Here is a 15444-nt window from a genome sequence, read left to right as displayed (position 1 = left end):
GTCAACCCTTCCGCCGGTAGATAGTTTTGCCGATCAACATGAATCTGTCACTGACCTTGTTCAGGCTTTCGGAATGTCCAATGTATAGAAATCCCTCGGGCGCGAGTTGGTTACCTATGCGATCGAACAGTTTGACTTGGGTCAACTTGTCAAAGTAAATGACGACGTTTCGGCAGAAAATGATGTCGAAGCTGCTCTTCATGGGCCAGGCCTCGAGGAGATTGAGCGGTAGAAAGCTGATCATACTGCGCAACTCATCTCTTATTCTGATTCTGTCCGAACCTGGCGTCGGGTCGCGCTGAGCCCAGCGTTTCAAGCGCTGTGAATCCAGACCTTTGTTAGCAAACTCCGCTTCATAGATCCCTGCCTTCGCTATATTCAGTACCGCTGTGTCGATGTCGGTGGCAAGTATCTTTACGTCCCAGTCTGCCGGCACCATGTCCGCAACAACCATGGCAATGGAGTAGGCCTCGGCACCAGTAGAGCAACCCGCAGACCATATGCGCAGCTTCCTGCGAGGTTTTTGCATCAACTCAGGAAGCGCTTCGTTCCTTAAATGATCAAAATGATGGGATTCACGAAAGAAACTGGTCAGATTGGTGGTTAGCGAATTTACGAAAAACTCGAACTCTTCACCGCCGGTGTCACGTTCAATCAATTTGCAGTAGTCTGAAAAGTTGCGCATACCATGGGCGCGCAATCTCTTTACCAGTCTCCCATACACAAGGTCTTTCTTTACATCGGTGAGTACGATTCCTGCGTGCTCGCCAATGAGTCCGGAGATATACCGAAAATCGCGATCTGTCAGTCGGAATTCAGAAGCGCCATCCCCCTGATTCAACGCCGGGGGCATGGGTAATGACCTTGAAAGTAATCAATCACGCTACCATTCCTCCGCCTCTAATCAGGTATTACTCTAGAACTCTTCCCACTCGTCGCTCTCTGACTTACTCACCTTGCGTCGCGGTGCTGCTGCCCGCGGAGGTCTGCCCTGGCTCTGGGCCCGTCCTCCCCTCGCAGGGGCCGCCGGTGATGAGTCATTTTCGCCGATATTAAAGAACTCCATGAGCTGGATGAGGCCATTAGACTGCTCGGCCATTGATTCACTTGCAGCAGCTGCTTCCTCGACCATTGCGGCGTTCTTCTGGGTGACCTCATCCAGCTGTGAAACTGCTGTGTTCACCTGGTCGATGCCTAGTGATTGCTCCTGCGCCGCAGCCGCAATCTCAGCGATGATGTCACTCACCTTTTTGACAGCAGTGACAATCTCGGTGAGCGTATTACCGGATTCACCTACCAGTCTTGAACCATCGTCTACTTTGGCAACGCTATCTTTAATCAATGCTTTAATTTCCTTGGCTGCTTCGGCACTGCGCTGCGCAAGATTGCGCACCTCTGCTGCAACGACGGCGAAACCTCTACCCTGCTCGCCAGCACGTGCCGCCTCAACAGCCGCGTTCAGCGCCAGCAGGTTGGTCTGGAACGCAATCTCATCGATCACGGAAATAATCTCTGCAATCTGATTGGAAGACTTATTGATTTCACTCATCGCATCCACGGCACGGCTGACTACCTGGCCACCGGTTTCCGCCTGCTCACGCGCGCTGGCTGCAAGCTGGTTGGCCTGACGGGCATTGTCCGCGCTCGATTTAACCGCCGCTGTCATCTCTTCCATACTGGACGCAGTTTCCTCAAGTGAAGAAGCCTGACTTTCAGTGCGCTGCAGGAGATCCGAATTACCTTCAGAAATCTCGGAGGAAGAGCTTGAGATATTCGTAGAGCTGGTCAGAATCTGGTTCACCATGTCGCGTAGCACGTCGACAGTGCCATTGACGTCTTCCTTGAACTTAGCAAACAAGCCGTCGTACTGACCGTTCATACCGCAGGTGAGATCTCCCTGGGACAGGCTGGCAAGCACTTCGGACAAGTCTTTGAGGCCGACCATAATACCGTTAATGGTCGTACCCAGATCCCGATAAAAGCCCTGGTACCTCTCGACGTCCATGGAGATAGAGAAGTCGCCTTCTGACGCGGCCGACACCAGCGCACTCAGCTCTGTCTCAGCATTGTGCTGCTCGGTCATATCGACCCACTCGACGATATTTCCGAGATATTCGCCGTTCGCTCCCTCGATCATGGTGGCATTGACCTGGAATACCAGATCCAGTACGTGAATCTTCGCGCTGGCCGGCAACATGTTCTTATCTTGCAAGAGGCGGCGCTGGTGGGCTGGATTCTTGTGGAACTGATCGATGCTCTCGCCAATGAGCTTGCTGGCATCAAAGCCAGGGAACACCTCACGCATTTCGCTGGAGCGATTTTGGAACATGTCCATTGCTGCGGGGTTGCAGTAGATAATGTCGAGATTCTCGTCACAGAGCATCAGACGGGTTGTGGCTCCGGCAATGGCTGACTGCAGGCGTGCATTCTCCATTTCCTTCTTGCGCAACTCCGTCACATCTGCCCATTCGAGTGTATTGCCTAAATAGTTCCCATCGCCGTCAACGATGGCCGTGACATTCAACGAGAACTTAAGGTGTCCGACTTCAATATCAGTCCGCCAGGGTAAGTTGGACGGATCGCTGAGGATATTTCGCTGATGCTCGGGTTTTTTGTGAAAACCATCGATACATGCCCCTATTAGTTTGTCTGGGTTGAATCCGGGATATATTGAACTCAACGTTTCCTGATTCTTACGCAGAAGCTGCAGCGTGGCATCGTTAGCATAAGTGACGATGAAATCTCTATCAATCATCATGATTGCCGTCATTGCGCCATCAATCGATGAATTGAGCCGCGCTGTTTGAAGTTCCTGCTGTCGCAAGGTAGTGACATCGGACCATTCAAGTGTGTTTCCGAGATAATTACCCTGCGCATCAACAATGGCAGTTACGTTCAGGGAGAACTTGAGGTCAGCCACCTCAATGTCTGTGCGCCAAGGCAGGTTAGCTGGATCAGCCAGTATATTCCTCTGGTGCTCGGGATTTTTGTGGAAGCCATCGATACAAGAACCGATAAGCTTATCCGGGTTGAATCCAGGATAGATCGAGCTAAGCGTTGCCTGATTGTCGCGCAACAACTGTAGAGTGGCTTCGTTGGCATAGGTAACAGTAAAGTCGCGATCGATCATCATAATCGCTGTCATAGCGCCGTCGATTGACGAATTTAACCGGGCGGTTTGCAATTCCTTCTCGCGCAGGGCCGTGACATCCGACCACTCCAGGGTGTTACCCAAATAGTCTCCCCGTTCATCGACAATTGCAGTCACATTTAGGGCAAACTTCAAGGGGCCAATACTGATGTCAGTGCGCCATGGCAGGTTCGCCGGGTCCGCCAACAACGCTCGCTGATGCTCAGGACGCTTGTGGAAGCTGTCGATGCATGTACCAATCAGCGCGTCCGGACTAAAGCCGGGATACACGCTCGCCAACGTGTCGCGATGTTTGGACAGCAGATCCAGGGTCGCCTGGTTTGCATAGGTCACTACAAAGTCACGGTCGACCATCATGATCGCCGTCATCGCACCATCGACGGCTGACCGCATACGGCTCAGTTCTTCCGCTGTGTGTTCATACTCTTCTGGTACCGCCAGCGCCGCTACACTACTTGAAGCCATGTCTGCATCCTTCTCAGATTCGTAGCCCACCAGCATCATCTGCGCAACAGACCACAAGGTAGACTTCCACGCGTGGCTAATATCTTTATTCCATTCTTCGCCAGAAACGTCTGCCAGAACCTCGACCAGCGTTTCCGCAACTGCACCGTAATGTTCGACCTCCGCCCCATACTCCTGGTGCCGAGACCCCATCTCCGCAAGGATCGGCGCCAATTTATCGGGATTGCGCAGACTCGCGACCATGGTGCTAAGGGCAGCGAGCAGTTTCTTTTTTTGCTCCTGTTGATCTACACCTTCAAAAAAAAGTTCAACTTGGGGGTAGCGATCAAACAGACGCTCATAAAAGAGACTTACAATCTCTTCGCCCCGTGACGCCACCTGTTTAAAGCTCGCCTCAACCAGAGCTGCTGGATCGGGCACTGATGGCTGCGGGATTACTGATGTCGACAAGCGTTTTGCCGCAGGTTTCTTCCGCGAATCACCGCGGCCGACAGGTTTTCTTCCACCGCCCTGCTTGGCTGATTTCTGCAGCCACTCCAGCGGATCGTCACCTACTTTCTTAGTACTGCTCCTACTCATGCCGTCTTCCTCGTCTCCTGCCCGGTTTCTATCAGTTCGCGAGCCAGGGCGGCATACTCGCTCGCAGAACGAGAGGTGCCCTTGTACTCAAAGATCGACTGACCAAAACTGGGACTTTCAGTAAGTGCTACAGACTCAGTTATCACGCTGTGCAACAGTTGGTCTGGGAAATATTCACGAAGCTTGTCATACACTTCTCGAGCATGATTTCTTCGCGCGTCAAATCGGGTAACGACTATCCATTTGGTTAGCGTCCTGTCTATCTCCGCCTCAATATTCTCGAGCAGCTCAAGCAGGCTGGAGAGTCCCACCATTGCCAGGTAATCTCCCGGCACCGGTATGAGTATTTCAGTCGCCGCGACGATGCCGCTTCTGCCGAGAAAGCCAGAGGAAGGAGGACAATCGATCATTACAATATCGTAGGTGTCTGCATCGTTAAGCCGCTCTCCGAGAAGCCCTGTATCTCTACTTAATCCTGCGTCCAGCCCCTCAAAGTCTGCCAGTCGAGATCCTGCACCGAGCAACGCCAAACCGTCTCGGCTTTGGATGGTTAAATCGTGAAGGGGCGAATCATCCGCCAGCAGCGCATCGACACCTGCAGACGCCGCATCGTTACCGAGTGTTGTGGAGAGATGCCCCTGTGGATCGAGGTCCACCGCCAGCACGTTACGACCGATGCGGTGTCCGACCATAGCAAACGCATGGGCGAGGTTGGCACAGGTGGTTGTCTTACCCACGCCTCCCTTCTGATTAATGACGGCTATTCGACGCATTGTTCCCGCTTACTCCAGGCTCGCCTTTACGTCGACGTTAAGGAATGCATCGACGTCGAGCACGATGATCATCTTGTCTTCGACTGAGGCCAGCGACTTGACGAACTTGTCCTCCAGGCGGCTGCCAAATTCCGGGGGTAACTGGCACTGACTGTCGCCCAGGGTGTACACCTCAGATACGGCATCAACAACAAGTCCCATGACCCTGTCTTCCTCGCCATTCTCTACCCTGACGACAATCACCACGGTGGTCGATCCATACTCAAGTGATTCGAGACTGAAGCGCTCGCGCAGGTCTATGATCGGGACTATTGTGCCGCGTAGATTGATCACACCTTTAAGATACTCAGGCGAATTTGGCAATGGCGTCACCTTCGACCAGCCACGGATTTCCTGAACACGTAATATTTCAACTCCATATTCCTCGTTGGCAAGAATGAACGTCAGATACTGTCCATTGTCGCCAGGTACACCAACGATATCGTCTTGAATCGCAGCTGCATTATTCATAACTGTACTCCGGTATCTCTAGCGGGTGGCCAACGGGCAATGAGCCTATCGGCCAATGCGCGAATTTCTTCATCTTCGGCATCGTCTGCTTTCTATTAGTGCAACACCTTCTGCACTACGCCTTGCAAAATTTCGGGGTCGAAGGGTTTGGCAATCCAGCCATTCACACCGTTCGCCTTGCCCCGTTGCTTTACTGCCAAACTTGAATCGGTACTCAATACCAGAATGGGTGTGTCGCGATAACCGGGTATCGTTCTGATCTCGCGCGCCAACTCGATACCATCAAGCCCACCCATGTAGAGATCGGTTAGCACAAGCTCCGGACGAAAACTCTCGATCCGACTGAGCGCCTGCTCAGCGGATTCTGCCTGCGATATTTCATGCCCCGCCTCTTGTAGCACGTGCACCACCATGTGACGCAATGTCGCCGAATCATCTACAACCATGATTTTTGCCATGGGCATTTCCTCAGTGGGCAACCTTCATAAACCGAGTTGATCCAGGAGGTCATCTACCTGATCCTGGCCACTGACTACTTCATCGCCAGCGGGATCTATCTGAGGCCCGTTTAGCAGCGAGCCATCTTTTGATTCCGACTCCGCTTCCTGGAATTGAGAGTAAATGCGACGCCGGACCTCGTCCCGATCCTGCTCGGGGCAAAGTCCATCAACCAGTAGATCGAGCAGCTGATGTTCGACATCGATCACCACTTCCATGAGTTTCTTGATGACCTGGCCGGTTAGGTCCTGAAAGTCCTGCGCCATAGTAATTTCCAGCAGTTCCTTGTTGGTCTCGCGGGTCTGCTCAGGTATGTCTTCGAGGAACATCCGGGTTTCAAGGACCAGTGACTTGACCTCTTCATACTCTATGTGGGTGGCGCTCCAATGCGCCCAACGCTCTGCCAGGTCATGCGACTGTTGATGCAATCGATCCTGTATGGGCTGGGCTCTGTCCACGGCATTCAAAGCGCGCTCTGCCGCTTGTTCTGTCATGGTCGAAATATAGGTGAGGCGATCCCGCGCATCCGGGATCATTTCAGCTGCCCTCTCGACAGCACGATCAAGGCCCATCGCCTTCATGCTTTCGCGCAGAGAGCGCACCACCGTGCCAATGCGGCCGAGCATTTCGTCGGACTCACTAGCCTCAGGTATCAACGTTTGTTGTGGCTCCGGCGCAGAGATATTGGCCTGACTGTTCTCCATCAGACTGCCATCTTCTCGAAAATTTTATTCAACTTGCCTTCCAAAGTCGCAGCCGTGAAGGGCTTAACCACATAGCCGCTTGCACCGGCCTGAGCTGCAGCAATAATGTTCTCTTTTTTTGCCTCAGCGGTCACCATGAGCACCGGCAGCTCTTTCATCGCGTCATCGGAGCGAATCTGCTTGAGCATTTCCAGGCCATCAAGGTTCGGCATATTCCAATCAGAGACTACAAAGTCGAATCCCCCTGCACGAAGCTTGTTTAACCCTTCACGTCCATCCTCTGCCTCTTCCACGTTATTGAACCCGAGCTCCTTCAGCAGGCTGCGCACGATGCGGCGCATGGTAGGAAAGTCGTCCACAACCAGTATGCTGATATCTTTGTTCACCAGATTCCTCCGTCAAGATGGCACGCCGGCTTCTGCACGGCACAGCGAATAAACTAACAGGCCCCCTACGAGCCGAATGCTTGAATAGCGCTACAAAAAACTGGCATTTACAACCCTAGCTTGCACTAATCGTCGGCAGGCAAAGCCTGTTGTTCTGTGGAGTCAGCTGGGTTCACTTTTTTGGTTGCAGTGCGTTGCGTGCTGAGCCGCGATTCCTGGCCTAGCCTGTACAGATCACCAATATCCAGAATCAGTGCCACGCTACCGTCTCCGAGGATGGTGGCCGCTGAAACACCCTCCACCCTTCCATAATTATCCTCGAGATTTTTGACGACGACCTGTTGCTGACCTATAAGTTCATCAACCAGTAGCACATACTTCAACGAGCCCGCCTGTAACATGACTGCAGTTTTGCGCTCGTCGCTGTCTCGCTCCTCGCGCGTATCCTGCAAACCCATCGCATCATATATAGCCACCACGGGATAGTATTCCTCTCGCACACGCAGCATGGGTATGTTGCCTGGCAAGGAGGATAGGTTCTCATCCTGGAACTGAAGCGATTCGATAATGGAGCTCACTGGCAGAATATAGATTTCGCTACCTCCACGCACCAACATGCCGTCAAGAATCGCCAACGTCAGCGGCAGGACAATTCGCGTGGTTGTACCCTTGCCTCGCTCAGACTCGATCTCTACATAACCTCCCATGGACTGAATGTTGCGTTTCACTACATCCATACCCACACCGCGGCCGGAAATATCACTGACTTCGGCTGCAGTAGAGAAACCCGGGGTGAATACCAATTGCCACACATCCTGATCAGAGGGATTTTCAGCCAGTCCGATACCCCTCTCCTTGGCCTTCGCCAAAATTTTGTCGCGATCTAGGCCCAACCCGTCATCTCGAACCTCGATCACTATGTTACCGCCTTCATGTTGCGCCGAGAGCACTAGGCGACCCTCTCTGGACTTGCCAGCCGCCTCCCTCACTTCCGGCAGCTCTATACCGTGGTCGAGGCTATTGCGCACCAGGTGTGTCAGTGGATCTATAATGCGTTCTGTCAGGCCCTTGTCGAGTTCGGTCGACTCACCTTCCGTTACCAGATTGATCTCTTTGCCGAGTTTGCCTGCAAAATCGCGAACAAGCCTCGGAAAACGACTGAATACGTAGTCCATGGGCAGCATACGAATCGACATTACCGCTTCCTGAAGATCACGGGCATTGCGTTGCAATAAGTTGATGCCATTGAGCAGTTCACTATTGGTGACGCCCTCAAGACTATTAGCAGTTTCGTTCAACATCGACTGGGTAATGATCAGTTCACCCACCAGGTTGATCACCTGATCTAACTTGTCGACGGCTACCCTGATCGTCGTCGACTCGCTGGAAGAGCGCTTAGCCTGCTTTTCGCTGTTCGCGCTATCTTGTGCATCGACATCCGAATCAACCTGTGCGTGATCTGCCTTGGGCCCCGCGATTGGTACATCTGCACTGCCATTTGCATCGGAGGTTGCCTGGACAGTAATGGTTAACTGCTCCGGCTCAATCACGAAATTGAGCACCGCCGCGAGATCTTCGCAGAGTTCGTTGGTCGACACGATAATGTCGTAAAGCTCAGCGTCGCCTGATTGACTAAGCACGTCGCCCAGATTGCCAAGCTCCTCAATTATCAGTGCCCTATCACACTCTTTCACGGAGTTCAGCTGCACCAGCAACACCTGTGCGGGTGAGCGACTGGACGGCAACTCTGCTTCGTTGAAAAGTTCGAAATCGCTACTATTTTCGCCAGCAGTCAAGGGATTAGGGTTTGCTGAACCACCCTGAACTGCAGATATCGCGCCAAAGTCAGTTCTGTTTTCCTCTGCTACTCTCTGGAGGGCGCGACAAAGTGCCTCGAAGTTTGCCTGGTCAGGTGCGGTGCCATTCTTGTAGGCGTCCAATTGATCTTTCAGCATGTCTCTGGCTTCCAAAATTTGGTCTACGATAACCCGGGTCAGAATCAACTTCCCATTACGAGCATCATCCAGTAGGTTTTCCAGTATGTGTGTGGTCTCCTGCACAATCGTAAAGCCAAATGTACCCGCACCGCCCTTAATCGAATGAGCCGCTCGAAACACCGCATTGAGAGTTTCAGAATCTGGATGTTCGAGATCCAGGTTCAGTAGACAACATTCAATTTCCGACAGGAGTTCGTCGGCCTCATCAAAAAAATGTTTACTGAATTCGCTTAGATCCATGGTGATCTGCCTCTACCTCAGGTCGCGTGGCATCCGAAGTGCCAATGAATAGGTCTTCTGGTGTCTTGGAGTCTATAAGCGCCGTTCGACCGACATCATCCAACAAGAGAATCTCGATGCGCCGGTTCATGGGGCTATCAATGGGCTGGTCCTTGATCGGTAACATGTCGGCAACTCCCGATACTCGTATCACTTTTCCCGGGGCCAAACCCGCGGAAACTAATTGACGCCTGGAAGCATTCGCCCGTGCGCTGGAGAGCTCCCAATTACTGTACCCAGCCTGCTGGCCCGGGTAGGTGAGAGAGTCAGTGTGCCCGGTAATGCTGATGGCTTGCGGGAATTTGTTCAGCACCGGGGCGAGTGCCGCTAGCAGCTCGCGCATCCCAAGTTCCAACTCACCGCTACCTAGCTGAAACATCGTTTCACGGGTAGAGTCCGATAACTCGACTTTCATTCCCTCGGCCACGGCGGCCACTCGCAGCTGCGACTTCAAACGCTGCAACTTTGGATTGGCAGTCATCACTTTGTCTAACTCCCAGCGCAAAGTCTCGACATCGTGCTCTGCAGCTGCCGGGGCTGGGCACTGCCGTGCAGCTGTAAGCACGACCCCCTGTGACCCTGGCAACAGCCCCTCTCCATTTACCTGGCTCGATGCTTTGATTGCCAGTTGGGCTTTGGGGCGAATGTGCAGTGGTGAGTTGAAGTAATCCGAGACCTGCTGGCGTTGCGTGTCACTGGCTCCAGAGAGTATCCACAGCACCAGAAAGAGGGCCATAAGGGCCGTCATGAGATCTGCCAGGGCAATCTTCCAGCCACCCACCTGGTGATTATCACGCGCTCGCTGCCGACGCAGGACAAACGGTACCGAGGCCGCACTCATATGACATGCTGCCCACGAACATGGGCTTCCAGTTCAAGAAACGTGGGCCGCTCAGTGCTAAATAGCGCTTTGCGACCAAACTCCACTGCTATACGAGGCGCATAACCATGAATATTCGCGAGCAGACATACACGTATGCACTGCAAAACCTTGACCACCTCCGCGCCCTGACGCTCGAGACGGCTGCCCAGCGGCGCAATGAAACCATAACCGATGAATAGACCGAGAAAGGTCCCTACCAGCGCGTGGGCAATCATCGAGCCCAACTGATCGGGGCCAGCTGAGGCCCAACTAAGAGCATGCACCACACCTAGTACAGCAGCTACAATGCCAAAGGCGGGCATGGCGTCGGCAGTTCTGTGCAGCGACCTGACAGGTACTTCATACTCAAGCTCGAAAACTTCTATCTCATGCAGCATGAGCTCGTCCAATTCAACGGGACCAACGCTCCCTGTGGCTGTAAGCCGCAGATAGTCTGCGATGAAATCAGTAATCAGTCTGTCGGCCGATGCCACGGGATGCGCAGCAAAAAGAGCGCTGTTCGAGGGATCCTCAATGTCAGCTTCAATCGCCAGTGCACCTTCCCTTCGAGCCTTGGTCAGCAATTCGTAGAGCAGCCCCATCAAATCCATATACAGCGCTCGACCATATCCAGAAGCCGGCCGCAGTCGCTTGAACGCTCGCACGGTAGTGCGCATCGACTGACTGTTATTAGACGCGACAAAAGCACCCAGCGCTGCACCAGCAATCATCAGTATCTCCGCTGGCTGAAACAAAGGTCCCAGCCGTCCTCCAGCCAGTAAAACCCCCCCGAATACCGAGACGACAACGATTAAAAAACCAATGGCTATCAGCAAGGTAAGTCCTCATTCCCTGGGCCAGCTACACCAGAAGTGTATCGGCACCTTAGAGCTGAGCTTTACCGCACTGCAGCATCGCTATCGAATGCGCAGTGATCGTAAGCAAGATTCAGCATCAACTATGTTGCAATTAGGCGACAATATCGCGCCTATTTTTCCTGTTAGGGGCCGGAACTACCAGTATGGGAAACAGTGATTGAGAATCACCGCGAGTTAAAGATGGCAGTGATGCCAGCCGATTATCTCTATAGGCAGACAGACAATAGAGAGCATAGCGGTGAGCCAGTCAAGTTCTGATAAAGGGCCGAAAAGCCGACCCACAGCGCAGCAAATAGCCCGGCTTAATCATGGGGTTAGCGGCAGTCTTAGAGTATCACTCGCCGCCCTGCTACTGGTGATTGGTGGATTTAGTGCCATATACCTGGCGACCTCAGGTCTTATCAATTCACCGGCCATCAGCCTGCCTGTTCTGGTGATTCTGCTGCTTGGCGCTACCCTGTTGGGCAATTCGTTGCCTGTAACCCTGCCACTGGATGGCCATCCGGGCGACGCATCTGCCACCGCGAAAGCAGCACTGCTCGATGACCCTTGCCTGAAAACTGCAGGAATTGGCGTGATCTTCTATGATAGCGATGCCGATGGCTTCATGGTAAATAGCCTGGCTCGTCAGCACCTCGGAGTCACCCGGACAGGGTGGATGCCGCCAAGCATACTCGCCAACAACCTGGAACAATCCAATACCACGTCACTCTGGACGACAATCCAACGTGCTGTGAAAGAACCGCTGCTAGAGCCCCAGGAATTCGTTATATGCTGTGGAGACGGCCACGAGAAATATATTCAGATCGAACCTGCGGAATCCAATCGCGAGGGTTTGGAACTACTGAGAATAATGACCCGAGACATAACCCACCTCCATCACCTAAAGCGGAAGATCCAGTTTGCAGAGACAATGTGGGACAAGCATCACGACGCACTGCTCCTCCTAGATGAGCAATTTACTATTATAGACGTGAATCCTGCCTTTCTCTCGCTCATTGGTAGCAGCCGTGCCAGCGCACTCGGTCAGCCCATACAGCGATTTCGCGCAGATCCAGAAGACCGGAAATGTGCCGCAAGTATTCGCAGTGCGCTGCGGCGCAAAGACAATTGGTACGGCCGCACCTGGAACCGCACGCGTGAAGGTGAAGTATTCCTCGCAGAGGAAAGAATCGTTAAGTTTGAGCCGGACGTTGGTAAAAACGCACAGTACATCGCGTTAATCTCCGATCAAGCATGTCGCGCCCCAGAAGCCGCGGCGATCGACCGCGAATCTGATACAGACTCCCTCACCGGACTGGGTAACCGCGAGGGCATTCTTGCCCATCTACGCTCTAACCTCGCGCGCGCCAACGTGTTCAACCGTCACCTAGCAGTTTGCTACATCGACCTGGATTGCTACCAGGGTGTCCACGAACGATTCGGCAAGACCATTAGCGACGAACTACTGATCGCAGTGGCCAACCGGCTTCGCTCACAGTCGCGAACGATTGACTACATAGCGAGGCTTGGTGGGGATGAATTCGCCCTTGTACTAGCTGGCGTCGAAAGCCCGGAAATGGTCATGGCCTACGGTAAACGCCTGCTGATGTCGATTCGCGGCACCTATCAGCTAAGCAATCGACATAAAATCTACCTCACAGCCAGCATCGGCGCTTCGTTCTACCCTTCCGCCGACGTCAGCGGCGAGGTACTGGTGCGGCACGCTCACCAAGCTATGTACCAAGCCAAAGACAAGGGGCGCGATCGCATCGAATTGTTCGATGCGGAGCGCCACCGCATCGAAGATGGTAATCGACGCCGATTGGAGCGTCTTAGATACGCACTAGAAAACAATGAGCTATGTATTCACCTACAACCACTCGTCAATATGCGAAGCGGCCAGGTGCTAGGCGCGGAGGCACTGCTGCGATGGGAGCATCCTGAGGACGGTCTGGTTTTCCCGGATCAGTTCCTGCCCCTGGTCAGTGGGACAGATCAAGCTATTGAAGTAGATCGATGGGTCATGGAAGCGGTCATGCTGCAGATTGAGCGATTCTCCCGGCACGGCTATCCATTGCAGATCAGCGTCAATATCGATGCAGGCTACATTCAGAGTGATCACTTTGTGAACGATCTGGAAGCGCTTCTGGCGCGTCACCCTAGGGTCAGCCCCGCTTTGCTCGAAATAGAGATTCTGGAATCAGCAGCTCTGACGGACATCGAAAGAGCCTGTAGTATCGTGCGCAAAGTTCAGAATATGGGTATTACTGTCGCTCTGGATGACTTCGGCACCGGCTACTCTTCACTAACCTATCTGAAGCGCATTCCGGCAGATACACTTAAGATAGACAAGTCGTTTATCATCGACATCCTGTCATCGACGGAGAGCCGGCATCTCGTAAAGGCAGTAATCAGTATGGCGTGCAAGCTGCATCACACTGTTGTCGCAGAGGGTGTCGAAACTGACGAACACGCCAAGATGCTTCTCGACATGGGCTGCGAGCTCGGCCAGGGCTACGGCATTCAAAAACCGATTGCGGCAGATAGCCTGCTGGAATGGTTGAGGGCATTCGAACAACCGCTGCTACAGCAAGAATCGAGCAACGTCTATTGGCTCGACCAGGCCGGACAAAAATAGCGGTCAGGAACGATCCAGCGTTTTACCGGCGCGGGATGGCGGCTGGCATATACCACAGACAAATCCGGTATGCAGATCCTGGGGGTGTCGCACAAAATCCACACCACACTTCTCACAGCAGCAGGTGTCCAGCACGCCACTTTCGCAGAAGCGCAGCAAAGTCCAGGCCCGCGTTAGTGTAAGCACTGGTTCCATCTCATCTAGTAAGAGCTGCTCTTTGTAGAGCGAGTAGGCGCCAATAAAGTTATTGATGCGCTCGCTACCGGGCCCCTGCGACAGCGCCCGGTAAATATTGTAGAACAGTGATGAATGGATATTCGGCATCCAAGTCAGGAACCAATCGATGGAGTAAGGCAGCATCCCACGCGGCGGTGACTCACCCCTGACTTCTTTATATAACTTCAGCAGTCTACCGCGACTCAGATCAGTTTCCACCTCCAAAACCTGCAGGCGCGCCCCCAATTCAATGAGGTCAATACAGAGCTGAACCTGCCGTGACTCCTCGACTATATTACGAGTCGTCATTGCATCGCTCCGTAATGATTGAAACCCTCATTGTTCCACTGTATTCGCTAGCTTAGAGGCCAGCAGAATGGCCTGGTGACTGGGTGTTTCAATGTGATCACGCCGGGTGGCCAGCGTTACTTCCAACTCTCTAACCTCAGAGAAACGCAGAGCACAGATCAGCTGGCTACTTCTGGCGATCTGCACCAGCTTGCGTGACGGGAGAGATTGAATATAGTCAGCCACATCTTCAGAAATGCCTAAACGAAATATAGCCGCAGCGCGATCATCGCTGAGGAGCTGCTTGGCCAGAAGAAGATATGTCATGTTCATCTCCTGAATTTCATCAAGCGTGTCTCTGTTAATCATAGCCGCGTCTATCCTTGATCGCGCAGCCGAAAACTACGCGTGCGAGTATGGAACCTATTTGGCAACCGCGATCCCCGCGGAGATCACGAACAAACTGGCTTCAGTATAGCAGAGCATCAGATATGCTGAGCGAAATCGTGAATTTTTCGAAATAAATGTCTTGAGAGCTTAAATACACTGCAAATAATCCGATGTCCTGGCTTACTCAAATTTCTATTATCAGCGCTCATCAGCGACTTTCTTATCAACAGCAGACAGCCAAACGAGCAGCTCTGCGATTGCGGTATACATGTGCGGCGGAATATATTCATCGAGATCGATTTGCATAAGCAGAGCGACAAGCTCGGGTGAGTCGTGCACAAATACATCATGCGACTTCGCTTCTTCGATAATTCGCTCAGCAATAGCGCCATATCCGCGCGCAACAACACGAGGCGCAGGATCGTCGGACACTTTATACCTCAGCGCCACAGCACTGGATTTAAGCGAATGAGTCTTGTTATCTGGATGCTGCACTGATATCAGACCGGTTGATCATCACAGCCACCTCCGTGGCGAGCTTGTGCTGCACTTGACCCCGCCAGACCTCGGAAAGTGACCGTAAGGCCCTTAGGCCGCGCTGACTGGCACATTGCAGATCAAATGAGAAGCCACGTGGGCCATCCACAAGTGTCGCAGTTACTTTACCCAGGGCAGGCAGCACAATCTGAATGCGAGTTCGGCAACGCGTCAGAGGCTCAGCATCTGACGTTCCATCGTAGCCTTCGCGAGGCGCGCTGCGCCCACGGGGCGACGACAGCCAGTCGACATTGAGCGTCAGGGGAATCGCAGGCATCAGCTCACCCTCCCAGGTTAACACCGGCCTGGAG

15 protein-coding genes are annotated in these 15444 nt (G+C 53.1%); 1 reads left to right on the top strand and 14 read right to left on the bottom strand.

Translation table 11 applies throughout. From position 1 onward, the window contains the following. Position 1: 1 nt before the first annotated feature. From A3709_RS17955 to motA, 10 genes are all read right to left on the bottom strand, one after another. Positions 2–853, bottom strand: coding sequence for a protein-glutamate O-methyltransferase CheR (locus tag A3709_RS17955; protein WP_066057754.1), 852 nt, complete (start codon positions 851–853; stop codon positions 2–4). Positions 854–916: 63 nt separating this feature from the next. Further along, a complete protein-coding gene (locus A3709_RS17950; protein WP_082850196.1) occupies positions 917–4195 on the bottom strand; it encodes a methyl-accepting chemotaxis protein in 3279 nt (1092 codons plus the stop codon). Beyond that, positions 4192–4968, bottom strand: a complete 777-nt coding sequence (locus A3709_RS17945; RefSeq protein ID WP_066057751.1) for a ParA family protein — start codon at positions 4966–4968, stop codon at positions 4192–4194. The genes A3709_RS17950 and A3709_RS17945 overlap by 4 nt, the downstream gene beginning before the upstream one ends. Before the next feature lie 9 nt (positions 4969–4977). Next, positions 4978–5478 carry a chemotaxis protein CheW gene (locus tag A3709_RS17940; RefSeq protein WP_066057748.1) on the bottom strand — a complete coding sequence of 167 codons (501 nt, stop codon included), beginning with the start codon at positions 5476–5478 and terminating at the stop codon, positions 4978–4980. Positions 5479–5573: 95 nt separating this feature from the next. After that, positions 5574–5936: a response regulator gene (locus tag A3709_RS17935; protein WP_066057745.1), complete on the bottom strand. Its 363-nt coding sequence runs from the start codon at positions 5934–5936 to the stop codon at positions 5574–5576. A 24-nt stretch (positions 5937–5960) separates the two neighbouring features. Then, positions 5961–6680 (bottom strand): protein phosphatase CheZ, encoded by a 720-nt coding sequence (gene cheZ, locus A3709_RS17930; protein ID WP_082850194.1) that lies wholly within the window; start codon positions 6678–6680, stop codon positions 5961–5963. Continuing rightward, positions 6680–7066: a chemotaxis response regulator CheY gene (gene cheY, locus A3709_RS17925; protein WP_255359757.1), complete on the bottom strand. Its 387-nt coding sequence runs from the start codon at positions 7064–7066 to the stop codon at positions 6680–6682. Before cheY ends, cheZ begins: the two co-directional genes overlap by 1 nt. Before the next feature lie 125 nt (positions 7067–7191). Next, positions 7192–9303 carry a chemotaxis protein CheA gene (gene cheA, locus A3709_RS17920; RefSeq protein WP_066057737.1) on the bottom strand — a complete coding sequence of 704 codons (2112 nt, stop codon included), beginning with the start codon at positions 9301–9303 and terminating at the stop codon, positions 7192–7194. Beyond that, positions 9281–10183, bottom strand: coding sequence for a flagellar motor protein MotB (locus tag A3709_RS17915; RefSeq protein ID WP_066057735.1), 903 nt, complete (start codon positions 10181–10183; stop codon positions 9281–9283). Before A3709_RS17915 ends, cheA begins: the two co-directional genes overlap by 23 nt. Continuing rightward, positions 10180–11040 (bottom strand): flagellar motor stator protein MotA, encoded by an 861-nt coding sequence (gene motA / locus A3709_RS17910; protein WP_066057732.1) that lies wholly within the window; start codon positions 11038–11040, stop codon positions 10180–10182. Before motA ends, A3709_RS17915 begins: the two co-directional genes overlap by 4 nt. A 280-nt stretch (positions 11041–11320) precedes the next feature. Here motA and A3709_RS17905 point away from each other — a divergent pair, with 280 nt between their 5' ends. Beyond that, positions 11321–13702, top strand: coding sequence for a bifunctional diguanylate cyclase/phosphodiesterase (locus tag A3709_RS17905; protein ID WP_156507841.1), 2382 nt, complete (start codon positions 11321–11323; stop codon positions 13700–13702). A gap of 3 nt (positions 13703–13705) precedes the next feature. On the opposite strand, the gene flhC is transcribed toward A3709_RS17905, so the two are convergent. From flhC to A3709_RS17885, 4 genes are all read right to left on the bottom strand, one after another. Next, positions 13706–14227, bottom strand: coding sequence for a flagellar transcriptional regulator FlhC (flhC, locus tag A3709_RS17900; protein ID WP_066057726.1), 522 nt, complete (start codon positions 14225–14227; stop codon positions 13706–13708). 27 nt (positions 14228–14254) lie between these two features. After that, positions 14255–14575: a flagellar transcriptional regulator FlhD gene (gene flhD / locus A3709_RS17895; protein ID WP_066057722.1), complete on the bottom strand. Its 321-nt coding sequence runs from the start codon at positions 14573–14575 to the stop codon at positions 14255–14257. Between the two features lie 219 nt (positions 14576–14794). Next, positions 14795–15091, bottom strand: a complete 297-nt coding sequence (locus A3709_RS17890) for an EscU/YscU/HrcU family type III secretion system export apparatus switch protein (RefSeq protein ID WP_066057719.1) — start codon at positions 15089–15091, stop codon at positions 14795–14797. Then, complete coding sequence (locus A3709_RS17885) at positions 15075–15410, bottom strand: hypothetical protein (protein ID WP_156507840.1); 336 nt, start codon at positions 15408–15410, stop codon at positions 15075–15077. The genes A3709_RS17890 and A3709_RS17885 overlap by 17 nt, the downstream gene beginning before the upstream one ends. Between the last annotated feature and the right edge of the window lie 34 nt (positions 15411–15444).

The sequence above is a fragment of the Halioglobus sp. HI00S01 genome (assembly GCF_001635445.1).
Lineage (GTDB): Bacteria > Pseudomonadota > Gammaproteobacteria > Pseudomonadales > Halieaceae > Halioglobus > Halioglobus japonicus.
This window is presented reverse-complemented; position numbering and strand designations above follow the sequence as displayed.